Origin of the sequence: Polynucleobacter sp. P1-05-14, assembly GCF_018881675.1 — a bacterium.
Taxonomy (GTDB): domain Bacteria; phylum Pseudomonadota; class Gammaproteobacteria; order Burkholderiales; family Burkholderiaceae; genus Polynucleobacter.
In genome coordinates, this window is sequence record NZ_JACVPV010000029.1 from 1 (window position 1) to 17,630 (window position 17,630).

Sequence of the window (17,630 nt, forward strand, 5' to 3'; positions counted from 1 at the left end):
TCAGTTTGGCTAAGGTGTTGATAGGTCATGGCTACTTTGACTTGCAGGTCTAGAAGCTTTGGATACTAAAACATCCTTAGCCTCCTTAACTAGTTGTTCAAAGTTGCACTTCGTAGTTGAATCCACCTCTCTATTTTAAACAAGTTGCCGCTAAGAATACTCCAATAAAAAAACCACCCGAAGGTGGTTCTCAGGAGCGCTTCTATTTTTAGTAAGTCTTGTAGGAAAGGTACTTACCTGACAGCACTACTTGAACACGATCGCCCTTTGGATCAGGCTCACGCTGGATATCCATTGAGAAATCGATTGCACTCATAATGCCATCACCAAACTCTTCATGGATTAACTCTTTAATGGTGGTGCCATAAACATTCACAATCTCATACCAACGATAAATCAATGGATCTGTTGGTACAGCAGTCGGCAAAGATCCTTTGTAAGGGACGATTTGCAACCAAGCCATCTCTTCATCAGTCAAATCAAATAACTTACCAGCAGCTTCAGCTTGCGGCTTAGTAAAGGTCATCTGACCTAAACAGCCTGCAGTAACCCACTCCTTTGATTCGCCTATTGCTTTTGCGATATCACTCCACTTCATGCCATTGCGAACTTTGGCTTCGATAATTTTTTGTGTCACTACTGAACGATCCATCTTTTTCTCCTAGTTTTAGATTTAAGTTTGTTAAGCAACTGCTGCATCAACACCCGGAAGTACTATCACAGGCTTGTAGCCATCTAATTCACCATTTGCCCCCTTCGCCTGCAGATCTTTTGATCTATTGACCAAGAAATCTACTAAGTGGTTCCGCACTGGGTAATACATTGCATCATGATGTAAATTTGCACGCTTTCTACCCTTGGGTAAGGTATTGACAACGATCTCTGCAATACGAGCATTAGGGCCGTTACTCATCAGCATAATTTTGTCCGAAAGTAAGATTGCCTCATCAACATCATGGGTAATCATAAATACAGTTTGATTTGTTTCTTTGCAAATTTTGAGAAGCTCATCCTGAATAACCCCGCGAGTTAACGCATCTAAGGCTCCGAATGGTTCATCAAGTAGTAGCATTTTTGGCTCAATTGCAAAGGCTCTTGCAATACCAACCCTTTGCTTCATACCACCAGATAATTCAGATGGTTTTTTATTTTCAGCATTTACCAAGCCGACCATCGCCAGATACTTTTTGGAATGCTCAGTAATCTGCTCTTTTGACCAATCGGGATACTTTGACTTCACTGCAAAAGCCACATTCTGCAGTACTGTCATCCACGGCATTAAAGCATGCCCTTGGAATACAACGCCACGCTCTAAACCGGGGCCCTGAATGCGCTTACCAAGCATGATGGCATCGCCGCCAGTAGCCTCTTCAAGACCAGCAAGCACATTCAAAATAGTGGTTTTGCCACATCCGGAGTGACCGATGATACAAACAAACTCTCCTTTTTCGATTTCAAAATCGATGCCCTCAAATACTGGAGGTGCGTCAGCTTTATATGACTTGCTGAGGTTTGAAACTTTGAGGAATGTATTTTCAATCTGCATATGAAACCGCCTTTTGTAACTTGCCAAATGCTGTATCTAGCAACATTCCAACAATACCAATTAAAAGAATTGCAAAAATAACGCTGGATAGCGATAGGTTATTCCACTCATTCCATAAGAAGTAACCAATTCCAGTGCCACCAACAAGCATCTCAGCAGCAACGATCACTAACCAGGCAATGCCCATAGAGATGCGCATACCAGTCAAAATGGTTGGTGCAGCAGCAGGAAGAATGACTAAGAATGCCTTACGTAAAGGAGAGACTTCCAATGTCTTGGCAACGTTTAATAATTCTTTACGTACATTAGCAACTCCAAATGCTGTGTTTAGGAGCATTGGCCATACCGAACAAATAAAGATCACAAAAATTCCAGAAATCGCAGAGTCTTTGATGGTGTATAGCGCAATAGGCATCCAAGCTAATGGGGAAATCGGCTTGAGGATTTGAATAAATGGATTAAATGCCTCATAAGCTAAAGGTGACATGCCAATCCAAAATCCAAACGGAATGGCGACTATCATCGCCAACAAAAATCCTAAGGCAACACGCCCCAAAGAATAAGCAAGTTGAATACCAATTCCCTTGTCGTTCGGACCATTATCATAAAAAGGGTGTGATAACTGCTTATAAATTGTCTCCCCCATTTGGGTTAAGGTTGGAAATCCAGTTTTTTGAACAGACTCACTACCACCCTGACCCATGAGACTGCCGTACTCGCTAGAACCAGTTGATACGCCAGGCGGTGGCGTAACTTTTTGTGTTGTCGCCATATGCCAGATAAATAGGCAAATGATTAAGATCACAATCGATAAAATTGCGCCCTTAACCTTAATTGGTACTGTTTTCATTCATTCACCTTAAGATCATGCTTTACTAATTTGAAAAGATTTTAGATATGCTGCTGGCTGACCAGGATCAAACTCTTTGCCCATAATCTTGTCCTTTTTGTATCCCACCTTCGCTAATGTTGGAACTGCAATACCAGTCTCGCCCATATACTTTTTAGCGTCGGTCAGCAAGAATACTTTTTCAGAGATGTCCTTGTAATTCACATCGCCTTTGACATAGCCCCAGCGCTGCATTTGGGTCAACATCCAGGTTGCCATGGAGTACCAAGGAATTGGGTTGAAGTCGATGCGATCTGGTACGTTTTGCACATTGCCTAGACCATCTGCAAACTTACCAGTGAGAACCTGCATTACAACTGTCTCGGGCTGGTTAAGGTAATTTGGCGTAGAAATTACTTTAGCAATTAAAGGTCTATTCGCAGGATCACGTGCCATCGTCGAAGCATTTAAGACTGCACGATAGAGGGCTGCAAAGGTATTTGGATTCTTACGGATAAATTCTTCTGAGGTTCCAAAAGCACAGCAAGGGTGACCATCCCAAATCTGCTTAGTCAGAATGTGAATAAATCCGACCTCGTCATATACTGCGCGCTGGTTAAATGGATCAGGCCCTAAAAAACCATCAATATTGCCAGCACGTAAGTTAGCCACCATCTCTGGTGGAGGTGTAACGCGAATCTGAATATCTTTATCTGGATCTAAGCCAGCTTGAGCAACGTAATAACGCAGCAAGAAGTTATGCATTGAGTATTCGAATGGAACAGCAAACTTCATGCCTTTCCAGTTTTTCGGATCACGATTATCTTTATGCTTGTTAGCCAACGTAATAGCCTGACCATTCACGTTCTGAATTGTGGCCACACGCATCTGAGAAGGATCAGAACCCAAGCCCATTGACATTGAGATCGGCATTGGTGATAAAAAGTGTGAGGCATCATGCTCTTTATTGAGCATCTTGTCACGAATTAAAGCCCAACCTGCGGTCTTATTAAGCGTAACGTTCAGGCCTTGTTTTTTATAAATACCTAGTGGGTCAGCCATGATGAGTGGAGTCGCACAAGTAATTGCGATAAAGCCAATTTTTAGGTCTGGTTTTTCTAATGGCGCTTTTTCTTGTGCCATTGCCTGCAAGGACCCTACTGGCAAGAAGCCTGAGAGAGCGCTCATTGCTCCGCCTACTCCAACAGCCTTTAAAAACGCGCGTCTACGATCTTCTTGAGGAAAAAGAGCCTTAACTAAGCTGGCCTCAACAAAATCTGCGCTTTGCTGCTCGGCATGCATCATTGCTGAAAGCGAGTTTGCATGATCTAACTCAGATGCATGCTGTCCACAGCTACAGCGGTTGCTAAACAGAGGTCTATCTGGATCAAATGGACGATATGAATTCATTTATAGCTCCTAGTAAGTAATTAAGATGCCGCTTGAAATACGTTGAAATGATTTTGTGACTCGATTAATGGGATAAGCGTATGCAGTTTTTTTCTATAAACCTCTCCAACCATCACCACAACAGGTTGCTTATCTAAAAAATGATGATGAACATCACCAAAGCGCAATTCATCTAATGTGCAAGCAAAACTGCGTTGCGTTGGCAGGCTGACCGATTCCATCAAGCAAACAGGGGTATCTACCGTGTAGCCCTGAGCAATCAATGTTGTCGCAACCTCAGATAGCTGATCACGCGCCATATAGTAAATAGCGGTTTTATGATCTTCGTGCGCACAACGGCCTGGAAGAGTAGTCAGCGTCAGGGTTCTACTTAACTCTCTCGTAGTTGGAGGCTGCTTTAATTCTGCCGAGGCCGCTAAGGCAGTAGTGATACCTGGAACAATCTCATAGCGCACGTTTGCTTTCTCAAGAGCGTCAATTTCTTCCTGCGCACGACCAAAGATCATCGGATCCCCGCCTTTTAGGCGCACAACTACTGAGTACTTGCCTGCAGCATCCACCAATTGCTTGTTAATGAAGTGCTGAGAGCTTGAATGCGATCCGCATCTTTTCCCTACCTGCACCATCCTAGTGCCAGGACACCACTCCAACATAGAAATATCAATGAGTGCGTCATAAAAAACAATGTCTGCCTGAGCCAAAATTCTTGAACCCCGAACAGTGATGAGATCAGAGGCTCCAGGCCCAGCACCAATGAGGTAGACGCCAGGCAACGCCCCATTTAATTTGGGTGCTTTGACTGTTCTTGGTGCAATTTGTTCCATACATCATTTGTAACAGTCGGCAATAGCCCTAAATTCTCTACGTGAACCAAAAATGCTCATGCTTTGATTTGGTGCACCAATACTGAGCCACCACTCTAATCTCGGGACTTACTACTTCTTTATCGTTAGTTATCGACTAAAGGAGCTCAGCATGAAAGTGAAAATAAGCATTAGCGGTTTATTACCAGAAGCTACTACCCCCACTGTTGCTGATGCGAATCCTACGCGTCGCAAACTTATCCAAAGTATTGGCTCTGCAAGCATTCTGTCCTTAATAGATCCAATGGTTAAAGCGGGTGCATGGGCAGCAGGCTCCGATGCCCCTGAGAAAACGGATGTAAAGGTCAGTTTCATTGCCCTTACAGACTGCTCTTCTGTTGTCATGGCCAACCATCTTGGTCTAGATAAGAAATACGGTGTCAAGATCATCCCCACCAAAGAAGCATCATGGGCCGCAATCCGTGACAAGCTAGTGAATGGTGAAAATGACATGTCGCACATTCTGTATGGATTGGTATACGGATTGCAGATGGGTATTGGCGGTCAACAAAAAGATATGTCTGTATTAATGAGTATTAATAATAATGGACAAGCAATAAGTCTTTCTAAGGCGCTTTACAAAAAAGGTGTTACTGATGGTGCTAGCCTAAAAATCCTGATGGATAAAGAGAAGCGTGATTACACTTTTGCCCAAACCTTCCCGACAGGTACGCACGCGATGTGGCTTTATTACTGGCTAGCAAATTATGGAATTAATCCATTTAAGGATGCGAAAATCACAACCGTTCCGCCTCCACAAATGGTTGCGAATATGCGCAGCGGTAATATGGATGGATTTTGTGTAGGAGAACCTTGGAACGCTCGTGCAATTATCGATGATGTTGGCTTCACGGCTATTACCACTCAAGCTATCTGGCAAGATCACCCCGAGAAAGTTCTTGGATCAACCGGAGATTTTGCAAAGCGATATCCAAATACATGCCGAGCCGTTGTATCAGCAATGCTCGAGGCTAGCAAATATATTGATGCATCAACAAGCAATAAACATACGACGGCTGAAGTGGTTTCAGCGCCCTCATTCATCAATACCGACATCAATGTCATTCAGGACCGTATGATGGGACGCTATAACAACGGTATCGGCAAAACTTGGGATGATCCCCATGCTATGAAATTCTATAACGATGGTATGGCTAATTACCCCTACCTATCTGATGGCATGTGGTTTATGACTCAGCACAAGCGCTGGGGTTTACTCAAAGAGCACCCAGATTACTTGGCTGTAGCAAAAAAAGTAAACAACATTGCGCTTTACAAAGAGGCTGCTACTGCTTCAAAGACACCACTACCAAAAAGCGATATGCGCTCCAGCAAATTATTTGATGGTGTTGTGTGGAATGGCTCCAACCCTGCTGCTTATGCAGATAGCTTCAAGATCAAAGCATGAAAAAACAAAAACTCGTCATGATTGGCAATGGGATGGCCGGCGTTCGGACCATCGAGGAACTATTAAAGCTCGACCCAGAGCTTTATGACATCACCATCTTTGGTGCTGAGCCCCATCCCAACTACAACCGTATTTTGCTGTCCCCAGTATTGGCCGGCGAACAGACTCTTGAGCAAATTGTTCTAAATGACCTCGATTGGTACAAGAGCAATGGCATCCATCTTCATCTTAGCAAAACCATAACTAAGATTGATCGCAAAGAGCGTACTGTTATTGCCGATGATGGCACCATTGAAAGCTACGATCGCTTATTACTGGCTACCGGCTCTTTACCATTCATCTTGCCTGTTCCAGGAAATGACTTACCTGGCGTGATTTCGTATCGTGATATTAAAGATACCAACGAGATGATTGATGTGGCGACGCGTTACAAAAATGCCGTAGTCATTGGTGGTGGCCTGCTTGGTCTCGAAGCTGCAAACGGTCTAGCTCTCAGAGGTATGAGTGTGACCGTGGTCCATCTTGCCGAATGGTTGATGGAAAGACAGCTAGATAAAACAGCAGCTGATTTACTACAAAAATCCTTGGAAGAAAAAGGTCTTAAGTTTTTACTGAAAACTTCTACCGAGGCAATTACCCCTAATGCCGCCGGCGATCGTGTCGGCCATATCCGCTTTAAAGGTGGGCTAGAAATACCGGCTGACTTAGTTGTTATGGCGGCGGGTATTAAGCCCAATACAGCTTTAGCCGAATCTGCAGGTTTACATTGCCAAAGAGGTATCGTTGTTAACGATACTCTGCAAACGTTTGATCCAAGAGTTTATGCAGTTGGTGAGTGTGCAAGCCATCGTGGAACTGCCTATGGTTTAGTTGCGCCTTTATTTGAGCAGGCTAAGGTTTGTGCAAATCACCTTGCCGAACACGGTATCGGTCGATATGAGGGCTCCGTAACGTCAACAAAACTGAAAGTAACGGGCGTCGATCTCTTCTCCGCTGGAAACTTTATGGGAGGCGAAGGTACTGAAGAAATTACTCTAGCCGATCCTATTGGTGGCGTGTATAAAAAATTAGTTTTAAAAGATGATCGTTTAATTGGCGCCTGCATGTTTGGCGATACAGCAGATAGCACTTGGTATTTCAAGCTCATGCGTGACGAACAAAGCATTGCAGAAATTCGTGACACATTGATGTTTGGTGAATCCAATATTGGTGATGTTGGCCATCAAGGTCACAATAAAGCGGCCGGAATGACTGATGCAGATGAAATTTGCGGATGTAACGGGGTTACCAAAGGCACCATTGTCAAGGCTATTCGGGAACAGGGTTTATTCACGCTTGATGAAGTAAAGAAATGTACTAAAGCAAGCAGCTCCTGTGGCTCATGTACAGGCCTAGTTGAGCAAGTGCTGATGAATGTTCTTGGCACAGACTATTCAGCAACCCCTAGAAAGAAATCAATTTGTGGATGCTCCGATCTTTCTCATGATGAAATTCGTCAAGCTATACGCTCCGGTCACTTAATTTCTCAAGAGCAAGTTCGCACCGAGCTGAATTGGAGAACACCTAACGGTTGCGCGACTTGTCGCCCTGCCTTAAATTATTATTTGATCTCCACATGGCCACATGAAGCAAAAGATGATCCACAATCCCGCTTCATTAATGAACGTGCTCATGCCAATATCCAGAAAGATGGCACCTACTCAGTTATTCCGCGGATGTTTGGTGGTCTAACCACTCCTTCTGAACTACGAAGAATTGCTGACGTTGCTGAGAAATACCAAGTGCCCACAGTGAAGGTCACTGGCGGCCAACGAATTGACTTACTTGGCATCAAGAAGGATGATCTCCCAGCGGTTTGGAAAGAGTTGGATATGCCGTCAGGTCATGCCTATGGCAAATCAATTCGCACAGTGAAAACTTGTGTTGGTGATGAGCACTGTCGTTTTGGTACCCAGTCCTCCATGAAAATGGGCGTAGATCTAGAGAGAATGCTCTTTGGTATGTACGCACCTCACAAAGTGAAGCTTGCAGTATCTGGCTGCCCACGAAACTGCGCAGAAGCTGGCATCAAAGATGTTGGAATCATTGGTGTTGAATCTGGCTGGGAACTCTATATTGGTGGTAACGGCGGCATTAAAACTGAAGTAGCGGAATTTCTCTGTAAAGTTAAAACTGATGAGGAAGTTCGTGAATATTCTGGTGCCTTCTTACAGCTGTACCGCGAAGAAGCTTGGTATTTGGATCGAACTGTCCATTACTTGGCAAGAGTTGGCATGGAATACATTAAGCAAAAAGTGGTCGACGATGCTGAAAGTCGTAAAGCTCTCTACGAAAGACTGCTGTTTGATCTAAAAGATGCTCCAGATCCCTGGAAAGACTTTGAACGTGCTGGTGTAGATGTTCGTCAATTTAAAACCATCCCTATTGTCGAGGTTGGAAATGTCTAATACCGCCCAACTTGATCAGTGGCAAAAAATCACAACAGTTGATGAGATTCCTGTTCTGGGATCTCGGGTTATTGAAGCGCCAGCTGGTCAAATAGCTATTTTCAGAAATTCAGAAGACGAAGTATTTGCCGTATTGGATAAGTGCCCGCATAAGGGTGGCCCCCTGTCTCAGGGCATTGTCCATGGAAAATCCGTAACCTGTCCACTGCATTCCTGGAATATAGATCTCTCCACTGGCTGTGCAGTTGCCCCAGATGAAGGCTGTGCTAAATCCTTTGCAGTCAAAGTAGAGTCTGGTGTGGTTTGGCTAAGCCGCGAGGAATTGCAAGCTACTCATGGCTGAAGTTAAGAGCACCTGTTGCTATTGCGGTGTTGGCTGTGGCGTCATTATTGAAACCGCAGAAAGTAACGGAAAGATCGAGGTAACCGGGGTTCGCGGCGACCCCGATCATCCTGCAAACTTTGGCAGACTCTGCAGTAAAGGCTCCACCCTTCATCTCACTGCAAACCCAAGCCTTCAGATGCAGGCTCGGCTGGGTTCACCAGCAATCCGCAAGGCAAGAGGCGAAGATCCGGTAGATATTTCTTGGCCCGAGGCAATTCAAACTGTTGCCCAAAAATTTGCCGACATCATTCAAGAGCATGGTTCAGAATCTGTTGGCATTTATGTGTCTGGTCAATTACTGACCGAAGACTATTACATCTTTAATAAGTTAATGAAGGGCCTAATTGGCTCTAACAATATTGATACCAACTCACGCCTATGTATGTCTAGTGCGGTAGCTGGCTACAAGCAAACTTTGGGAATGGATGCCCCACCCTGTTGCTATGAAGATATTGATTCTGCATCCACTATTTTTATTACGGGATCAAATACCGCTTTTGCTCATCCGATTTTATATAGACGTCTTGAGGATGCCCGTAAAAATAATCCGGATCTCAAAGTTATTGTTGTTGATCCCAGAAAAACCGATACCGCCAAAGAGGCTGATCTCTACCTACAGATACAACCTGGTACTGATGTTGCCCTCTATCACGGGATGCTTTACATCATGCTCTGGGAGAAATGGATTAATGAGTCTTATATCAACTCATATACGGCAGATTTTGATGCGCTGCGTGATTTGGTTAGAGATTTCACGCCTAAGGCAGTAAGTCAGATCTGTGGCATTAACGAAAAAGACTTGTTCCAAGCAGCGCAATGGTTTGCAACTTCTCCCGCAACTCTATCGATGTACTGCCAGGGATTAAATCAATCAGCATCAGGTACAGCCAAGAATGCTGCTTTAGTAAATCTACACTTGGCCACCGGTCAAATAGGGAAAGCTGGTGCTGGTCCATTCTCTTTGACTGGACAACCCAATGCCATGGGTGGCCGGGAAGTTGGAGGTTTAGCCAATCTACTATCCGCACACCGTGATCTTGCTAACCCAGAACATCGTGCAGAAGTTGCAAACCTGTGGGGGGTGGATTCAGTTCCCGAAAAGCCAGGTCTTAGTGCCATTCCCATGTTTGAGGCATTGCGTACTGAAAAACTAAAAGCCATATGGATTGTCTGTACAAACCCTGCACAATCAATGCCTGATCTCAATGCAGTTCACGAGGGATTAAGCAAGGCAGAATTTGTTGTGGTGCAGGAAGCTTATGCGCACACGGCCACTACCTTATATGCAGACGTATTATTGCCCGCCACTACCTGGGCAGAAAAAGTGGGAACAGTTACTAATTCAGAGCGAAGAATTTCCAAAGTAAATCCCGCAATTGATCCCTATGCGTCTGCTAAACATGATTGGCAGATCGCTCTTGAAATTGGATTAGCTCTTGAAGCGCTATTACCAGGCAATAGAAAAGAAGGAACATCCACTCTATTTCCTTACGCCGGACCTGAGGATATTTGGAATGAGCATCGTGAGAGTACAGCCGGTCGCGATCTCGATATTACTGGTTTAAGCTACAAAATCCTTGAGGAGCGTGGGCCTCAACAGTGGCCAATGCCAGTAGGTTCAGATTCGGGAAAGAAACGTCTCTATGAAGATGGAATATTCCCAACTAAAGATAAGAAAGCACACTTTATCGCTGCGCCTTATAAGGCAACTGCAGAATCAGTGGATGCACGATATCCATTTGCCTTAAATACTGGGCGCCTCAGAGATCAATGGCACGGTATGAGTAGAACCGGAACCATTGGAACGCTTTATGGGCACTCACCTGAGCCTTGTGTAGAACTATCACCTAAAGATGCCGGCAGGATGAATCTAGAAAATGGTGATTTAGTTCATGTCACTAGTCGCAGAGGTAGTGAGATCTTCCCAATCAAAGTCTCAGACGATATCGCCTCCTCGCAAGCCTTTATTGCTATGCACTGGGGTTCTGAATTTATTTCAGGCGCTGCTGGTAAAACACCGGGCCGCGGAGTCAACGGCCTTACTTGTAACATGATCGACCCTTCATCCGGTCAGCCCGAACTGAAACATTCAGCCGTAAAGATTTTGCCCGCTAATCTTCCCTGGCATTTAGTAGCTTTCGGCTTATTTCCTAAAGAAGAAGTATTTTCTGTTCAAAACAGTTTGCGCAGCATCCTGCCTCATTTCGATTCTGCCCAATGTGTTCTATTTGGTAGAGAGCAGGATGGTGGCCTCATTGGAGTTTCATTCAAGGCCGCTCACCACGATGACCCGCTAGAAGAATCAGAATCTCTTGCCGCGCAAGCTTTAAAGCAAGTGATGCAGAAATTCAAGCTAGATGAAGCATCTGGAGAACCTGTAATGCGCTATATTGATAAGCGCAGGGGCGTAGTTCGACTTGTTCGCGCTCAAGAGAAGGTTCTATCTGCCATGCTTACCGGCCCTATTGGCAGCCTAGCAAGTACTGCCTGGTTAAGAGAGTACCTAGAAAGCGGTTTAGATGCAAAAGCGCTTGGTCGGTCTTTGTTGATGCCTGTCAGCAAACCCCCTGTAGAAATTAAACCCAAAGGTAAGGCCATTTGTAATTGCTTTAATGTATCTGCAGACACAATGAAGCAATGCTTAAGCAAGATGCCTGCAGGAACCTCCCCCGATGATGCTATGAGCTCACTTCAATCAGAAACGCAATGTGGAACTAATTGTGGATCCTGCAAGCCCGAAGTCAAGCAAATTATTGTCAGCTTTCTCAAGAAAGTGGAAGTAGCGGCATAATCCTGCAATGAGCATCACATCATTCTTAAAAGTTATTGGCCGAGGCAGCAAAGGTGCCGGCGATCTTGATCGCAATCAGGCTAAAGAAGTATTCACTCAAATTCTAGATGGCAATGTCAGCGATCTTGAGCTCGGTGCATTTTGTATTGCTATGCGCATCAAGGGTGAGTCCGTATCTGAGCTCATGGGCTTTATGGATGCTCTGCAACCACATCTAAATTTACTAAATCTTGGCACACGTCCAACCATAGTCTTACCAAGCTATAACGGGGCTAGAAAACAAGCAAATCTCACACCACTTCTTTCCGGCATGCTTGTTAGCTATGGTTTTACAGTGCTTGTTCAGGGGGTCGAAAAAGATCAAACCAGGATAACGAGCCATGAAATCTTTAAGTCCCTTGGCTGGCCAATTCTCAAAACGAAAGATGAATTTGGTGCACTCCTGGCATTGAATCAACCGATCTTTTGCTCTCTTAATGTTATTTCCCCAGCGCTTCAAAAGTTATTAGATATCAGGGAGCGAATAGGTCTGCGGAATACTAGTCATGTGCTGGCAAAACTCATTAACCCAACCCTTCAGAAGCCTTGGCAAGTTTCCAACTACACCCATCCAGAATATCCAGAAAAACTACGAGAATTTTTTCAACTTCGCTCAGCCAATGCAATTTTGATTAGAGGGAGCGAGGGTGAACCAACTGCCTCCCTGCAACGATTACCTGAAATGCATTTTTTGCATGCAAATGCGAATGAAATTACAACCCCCGAAGAGCGCTTTGAAGATCTCAGTCCGTTTTTAGACATTGATGCCATTTCAACCGCATCCGTTACCGAGCAAATTCTATCTGGGCAAGTCAAATGTCCGAGCTCAATTCTCAGACAAGCCATTCAAATATCTACGATGGCTGGATTACACTAAGCGATGCTCAGAACAGTTAAACGTTTGGCATGGGTTTCATTGGGAGCAATTGTTGCGCTTGGCTTGGCCCTGCTTGCCACTAAACCACCAACAACGCCATTACTACTTGCTTCGCTAGGCGGTTCAACAATATTTCTGTTTGGCTTGACTGGTGCTCCTGCAGCACAGCCAAGAGCTTTATTTGGCGGGCACCTCATTAGCGCACTCATTGGTATTGTCTGCTACCAGCTCTTTGATGATGCTTTATGGGTTTACTTGCTTGCGGAGGTAATTACTTTGGTAGTCTTACTGCTTACGCAAACCGTTCATCCGCCGGCTGGTGCTAATCCACTCATCATGATCCAGGCGCATGCTAGCTTTGGCCATCTTACAGCAGTTGTTTTGGTAAGCGTGACGATTCTTGCGGTTGTAGCAGCCATCTGGAGTCGCCTCACTTCCGGTAAAGCCCTGCATTACCCAGTGAAGTGGAATGAACCCTCACCGCAATCCAAGGATTGGAGTGTTTGGGGGTAGCACAGCTTAGCCTAACGAACGCTTTATTAAAGCCTTGTTTAAAAAACTCGCCAAGGTCAACACAAGAGAGTCGGCCAAAACAGGATGCCAGGCAAAGTTATAGCTATTAGTTCCAGCCATTACTATAAAAATACTTAAGAAAACCGCTGGCGGATGCATACACCCCAGTAAATACATTCCAACTATCGTGCCAATGACGGCGAATGGAATGCCCACAGAAATCGATGGCATCAGATAAACACAAATGAAGGCTACGCAGGAAGCTAATAGATTTGCCTCTATTAAAGTTAAGGGCGAAAAGAATTTACTATTGGGAAATAGGAAAATGCATAAAGCGCTGACTCCAAAAACTGCCGTCACCATGTTCTCATCTTGAGTCATATCACCCCATAGAAGATTCAATAGGGCTATCGCAAAAATAGTTAGGCCAACACCAATCGATACTCGCAACCTATCAAACCAAGAGTATTGGTCCTGAGGTGGTGCAATTTGATGAAAGAAATTAATCAGTTTTCTGAAAATATTTTTCATCTGATATCAATGGATTGGTCAATAGCTTTTACAAAGTCAGACTGAGTAATCATTCCTACCAACTGCTTATTATCATTAATTACGGGGATATGGTGATGACCATCACCACAAAATATCTCAGCCAAGTCAAGCATATTTCGATCTTCACTAATTACCCTTACCGGCTTACTCATTACCTGTCCAACTGCATTTGGTAAGCTATTTAAGCCAGGAACAGCGGCTCGCATAAACCCCCTGATGCGTTGCCCAAAGCTTTGATGAAAATCAACCGCCGCACTTTTAATAAAGTCCTCTAAAGTAATGATCCCAAGCACCCTACGTGCGCCATCTATCACCGGTAACGCTTTAACATGACGATTGCGTAAAAGATTCCATGCCTGATCCAAAGGTGAATCCATGCCAACATATAAGACTTCAGTGGTCATAATATTTTTACACAGCATACCTTGCAACTTCTTTTGATATGCCCCATGCTCAACTTGAGAAATCAGATTGGCTAAATCATCCTTACTGATATCTAGTACTTGGTTATAGCTCTCCAAGACAGCGTTAATTTCTTGGTCCTCGATCTTACGATTTCGTTTTTGCAGTGGAGATGAATCCAAGACGGCCTTAGGGCGTTGCGGATATGGCCTGCCCGTTAGGGAGTTATAAATAACTGCGCACAAAACCAATAAAACAGCATTACCCAAGACCGGGAAAAGCACAAAATGAAAGTCTACCATTCCGCCCAAAGGAATCAAAAGGGCCAAAGCTGCAGCAGGTGCGTGTAAGCAACGCAAGGCAAACATTGCCAAGATTGCGAGTCCAACAGATAAGGGAATTAATAATGGTAATTCATGGACAAATTGCGTACACGCAACACCTACCAAAGCAGAAACACAACTACCCCCTATAACTGCCCATGGTTGCGCCATTGGACTTGAGGGTAAGACAAATAATAAAAATGCACTGGCACCCATCGAGGCGACAACCCATGGTGATGCGTTTCCGTAACCTGCAAGCAATAAACCAAGTCCCATCATTGCGAGCAAGCCCAGCACAACTCCTAAAACCGATCTAAACCGCTCCAACCAAGAAACTGAGGTAGTTTCTGGAAGAACAATGGTAATTAACTTTTTAAAAAAATGTCTCAAAAGCGATCTCAATAAAGGCTTATTTTAAATGCACCAAAAGTGGTACTAGTTGGGCTATTGTATGCAAATCCCTGTTTATTCTTATTATTCCGAAACATTAACCACAAAGTGCTATGGAACAAAAACTACCCCTACCCCCTTTTACTAAAGAAACAGCAATTCAAAAAATTCGAATGGCAGAAGATGCTTGGAATACCCGCGATCCTGAGAAAGTCTCCTTGGTATATACGGAAGATACCATTTGGAGAAACCGAGCGGAATTTCCAAAAGGCAGAGAGCAAGTAAAAGAGTTTCTCCAGCGTAAATGGGCCAAGGAGCTTGACTACCGCTTAATTAAAGAACTATGGGCTTTTACAGCTAATCGCATTGCGGTTCGTTTTGCCTACGAATGTCATGATGACTTTGGTAACTGGTCGCGAAGCTTTGGTAATGAGAATTGGGAGTTCAATGAAAATGGTTTCATGATGAGACGTTTCGCTAGCATCAATGATTTACCCATTAAAGAATCTGACCGAAAGTTTTTTTGGCCCCTAGGAAGAAGGCCTGATGACCATCCAGGACTAAGTGATTTTGGCTTCTGATAATTTAGATTCACTCGGAGGCTTTGCTCATGCGCTGATCCATAGTCGCCAGCATGTTTCTCCTAAAAAACTGATTGCACCAGGCCCTAACCTACCCCAGAAATTAGAAATTTTGAATGCGGCTGGAGCCGCTCCCGACCATGGAAAGGTAACGCCTTGGCACTTTTATGAAGTCAGTCCCGAAAGTCGTAATTTATTAGGTGACTTATTTGCAGACGCACTCATAGCAAGAGACCCAAGCGCAACGCTAACTCAAATTGATGAAGCAAAGCAGAAAGCTTTTCGAGGCCCCTTGCTTTTATTGGCAACCGCTAAGCTGAACAATGAACTTGACAATATTCCCGAGCAAGAAAAACTCATCTCCGCAGGGTGTGCAATTCAAAATATTTTGCTAATGGCTAATGCTTTAGGATTTGGCTCAGGACTATCAAGCGGTAAGGCTCTTTACAGCCAAAAGATGAGGGAATTATTTTTATTTAAAGATAAAGAGGAGCCTCTGTGCTTCATCACTATCGGCACTATCTCGGTTCATAAGCCCAATAAGCATAGGCCTGATGCAAATTCTTACAGTTCAGTTTTCTAGCTGAATCTATTGAACTTTTTTAGCTTCTCAACAATTAATTAACCATGCCATCAAGGTGTGCTGAGTAATCGTTAGCTTAAATTGCATTAGCCACACATCCGGAATCAAATATTGCTTGAGTGGTAAGCGTACTGGTAAGCGGGAGTAATAAAGAAAAAGCCCCGGTTATGAGGCTAAGTCATTGATGCATATAGTGAAAAACAGAAAAAATGCCAAAAGTACTGGCGGAGACGAGAGGATTCGAACCTCCGATCAGAGTTTTAGCCCCGATGCTCCCTTAGCAGGGGAGTGCCTTCGACCAGCTCGGCCACGTCTCCGTACTTCTTACTATTACAACGCCCTACAGTTTAACGGATAACCGCTTCTGAGGGGTTTATTGTGCTTTTTACTTACTTCTGGTCCAGCTCAAATGCTTTGTGCAAGGCACGCACAGCCAACTCCATGTATTTCTCATCAATCACCACTGAGATCTTGATTTCGCTGGTGGAGATCATCAAGATGTTGATGCCCTCTTCCGACAAAGTGCGAAACATCTTGCTGGCGATACCAACGTGGGAACGCATACCAACACCAACAACTGAAACTTTAGAGACCTTTGGATCGCCAGAGATTTTTTTTGCTTCGATGTGAGCTTGCACGGTGTTCTTGAGCAAGTCCAATGCTTTTTGATAATCAGCACGCGGCACTGTGAAAGTAAAGTCTGTTTTACCTTCAACTGATTGATTCTGAATAATCATATCCACATCAATATTGGCATCCGCAATCGGACCAAGAATTTGATACGCAATGCCTGGACGATCAGGAACTCCAAGAACGGTAATCTTCGCTTCATCACGCGCAAAGGCGATGCCGGAAATAACTGCGGCTTCCATAGTGCTGTCCTCTTCAAATGTAATCAAGGTGCCCGACTTCATCTCGATGTCTAAAGGCATCAATGGGTCTGTCAGGGAAGACAGAACCCGGGTTTTAACTTTGTACTTACCCGCAAACTCAACTGAACGAATCTGCAATACCTTTGAACCTAAGCTCGCCATTTCTAGCATCTCTTCAAAGGTAATCTTATCTAAGCGACGTGCATCTTCGCAGACGCGTGGGTCGGTTGTGTAAACACCATCAACGTCTGTATAGATCAAACACTCATCCGCTTTTAAGGCTGCCGCCATCGCCACTGCTGATGTATCAGAACCGCCACGACCTAATGTGGTGATGTTGCCATTAGGATCAACGCCCTGGAAACCAGTAACAACAACCGCACGACCAGCATTAAGATCTTTGAGAATCTTGTCGCTTTCAATACTCTTAATGCGCGCCTTGGTAAATGCAGAATCGGTATGGACTGTTACTTGCCAACCAGCGTAGCTCACTGCATCAATACCTTCACGCATGAGCGCCAGCGCTAACAAGCCAGAACTAACTTGCTCACCTGTAGAAGCGATTTGATCTAACTCGCGTGGATTTGCATCAGGGTTGATTTCTTTTGCGAGACCTAACAAGCGATTGGTTTCGCCTGACATGGCTGAAGGCACAACCACCACTTGGTGGCCTGCACGCATCCATTTAGCAACGCGTTTGGCAACATTGGCAATGCGCTCTGTTGAGCCCATTGAGGTGCCACCATATTTATGAACGATAAGAGCCATAAAGCCGTCTATTTAACTATCAGTAACAAGGAAATGAATCCTTGAGGGTCT

General features: G+C 44.4%; 16 protein-coding genes and 1 tRNA gene. 8 read left to right on the forward strand and 9 right to left on the reverse strand.

Annotation, left to right across the window (positions count from 1 at the left end; genetic code table 11):
- Nucleotides 1–208 precede the first annotated feature (208 nt).
- Genes cynS through cobA form a run of 5 tightly spaced genes read right to left on the reverse strand, consistent with a single transcriptional unit; the run spans nt 209 to nt 4,609 of the window.
- Entirely contained in the window at nt 209–652 is a 444-nt protein-coding gene (gene cynS, locus ICN37_RS08500) for a cyanase (RefSeq protein ID WP_216156680.1), read from the reverse strand.
- A 30-nt stretch (nt 653–682) separates the two neighbouring features.
- Nucleotides 683–1,546, reverse strand: coding sequence for an ABC transporter ATP-binding protein (locus tag ICN37_RS08505; RefSeq protein ID WP_216156683.1), 864 nt, complete (start codon nt 1,544–1,546; stop codon nt 683–685).
- The gene (ntrB, locus tag ICN37_RS08510; protein ID WP_216156686.1) at nt 1,536–2,396 is read right to left on the reverse strand and encodes a nitrate ABC transporter permease; all 861 of its coding nucleotides are present in this window, start codon (nt 2,394–2,396) and stop codon (nt 1,536–1,538) included. Before ntrB ends, ICN37_RS08505 begins: the two co-directional genes overlap by 11 nt.
- 15 nt (nt 2,397–2,411) lie before the next feature.
- Nucleotides 2,412–3,785: a CmpA/NrtA family ABC transporter substrate-binding protein gene (locus tag ICN37_RS08515; protein WP_216156689.1), complete on the reverse strand. Its 1,374-nt coding sequence runs from the start codon at nt 3,783–3,785 to the stop codon at nt 2,412–2,414.
- Between the two features lie 20 nt (nt 3,786–3,805).
- Nucleotides 3,806–4,609, reverse strand: a complete 804-nt coding sequence (gene cobA, locus ICN37_RS08520) for a uroporphyrinogen-III C-methyltransferase (RefSeq protein ID WP_255538504.1) — start codon at nt 4,607–4,609, stop codon at nt 3,806–3,808.
- Between the two features lie 151 nt (nt 4,610–4,760).
- Between cobA and ICN37_RS08525 the strand changes: the two genes are divergently transcribed.
- Genes ICN37_RS08525 through ICN37_RS08550 form a run of 6 tightly spaced genes read left to right on the forward strand, consistent with a single transcriptional unit; the run spans nt 4,761 to nt 13,108 of the window.
- Nucleotides 4,761–6,056: a CmpA/NrtA family ABC transporter substrate-binding protein gene (locus tag ICN37_RS08525; RefSeq protein WP_216860958.1), complete on the forward strand. Its 1,296-nt coding sequence runs from the start codon at nt 4,761–4,763 to the stop codon at nt 6,054–6,056.
- Complete coding sequence (nirB, locus tag ICN37_RS08530) at nt 6,053–8,503, forward strand: nitrite reductase large subunit NirB (RefSeq protein ID WP_216156692.1); 2,451 nt, start codon at nt 6,053–6,055, stop codon at nt 8,501–8,503. The genes ICN37_RS08525 and nirB overlap by 4 nt, the downstream gene beginning before the upstream one ends.
- A complete protein-coding gene (gene nirD, locus ICN37_RS08535; protein ID WP_011902842.1) occupies nt 8,496–8,846 on the forward strand; it encodes a nitrite reductase small subunit NirD in 351 nt (116 codons plus the stop codon). Before nirB ends, nirD begins: the two co-directional genes overlap by 8 nt.
- Nucleotides 8,839–11,679, forward strand: a complete 2,841-nt coding sequence (locus ICN37_RS08540; protein WP_216156695.1) for a nitrate reductase — start codon at nt 8,839–8,841, stop codon at nt 11,677–11,679. The genes nirD and ICN37_RS08540 overlap by 8 nt, the downstream gene beginning before the upstream one ends.
- Nucleotides 11,680–11,686: 7 nt before the next feature.
- Nucleotides 11,687–12,595 (forward strand): DNA-binding protein YbiB, encoded by a 909-nt coding sequence (ybiB, locus tag ICN37_RS08545; protein WP_011902844.1) that lies wholly within the window; start codon nt 11,687–11,689, stop codon nt 12,593–12,595.
- A 3-nt stretch (nt 12,596–12,598) separates the two neighbouring features.
- Nucleotides 12,599–13,108 (forward strand): HPP family protein, encoded by a 510-nt coding sequence (locus ICN37_RS08550; RefSeq protein WP_216156698.1) that lies wholly within the window; start codon nt 12,599–12,601, stop codon nt 13,106–13,108.
- 6 nt (nt 13,109–13,114) lie between these two features.
- Here the strand turns inward: ICN37_RS08550 and ICN37_RS08555 are convergent, their stop codons facing one another.
- Together ICN37_RS08555 and ICN37_RS08560 are read right to left on the reverse strand one after the other, a co-directional pair.
- Nucleotides 13,115–13,639, reverse strand: a complete 525-nt coding sequence (locus ICN37_RS08555; RefSeq protein WP_216156701.1) for an HPP family protein — start codon at nt 13,637–13,639, stop codon at nt 13,115–13,117.
- Complete coding sequence (locus ICN37_RS08560) at nt 13,636–14,775, reverse strand: HPP family protein (protein ID WP_216156704.1); 1,140 nt, start codon at nt 14,773–14,775, stop codon at nt 13,636–13,638. Before ICN37_RS08560 ends, ICN37_RS08555 begins: the two co-directional genes overlap by 4 nt.
- Before the next feature lie 113 nt (nt 14,776–14,888).
- Here ICN37_RS08560 and ICN37_RS08565 point away from each other — a divergent pair, with 113 nt between their 5' ends.
- A complete protein-coding gene (locus ICN37_RS08565; RefSeq protein ID WP_216156707.1) occupies nt 14,889–15,356 on the forward strand; it encodes a nuclear transport factor 2 family protein in 468 nt (155 codons plus the stop codon).
- Nucleotides 15,346–15,939, forward strand: coding sequence for a nitroreductase (locus ICN37_RS08570; RefSeq protein ID WP_216156710.1), 594 nt, complete (start codon nt 15,346–15,348; stop codon nt 15,937–15,939). The genes ICN37_RS08565 and ICN37_RS08570 overlap by 11 nt, the downstream gene beginning before the upstream one ends.
- Before the next feature lie 222 nt (nt 15,940–16,161).
- Here ICN37_RS08570 and ICN37_RS08575 read toward each other — a convergent pair.
- Together ICN37_RS08575 and ICN37_RS08580 are read right to left on the reverse strand one after the other, a co-directional pair.
- Nucleotides 16,162–16,256 (reverse strand) — tRNA-Ser (locus tag ICN37_RS08575).
- Nucleotides 16,257–16,328: 72 nt separating this feature from the next.
- Nucleotides 16,329–17,579: an aspartate kinase gene (locus ICN37_RS08580; RefSeq protein ID WP_216156713.1), complete on the reverse strand. Its 1,251-nt coding sequence runs from the start codon at nt 17,577–17,579 to the stop codon at nt 16,329–16,331.
- Between the last annotated feature and the right edge of the window lie 51 nt (nt 17,580–17,630).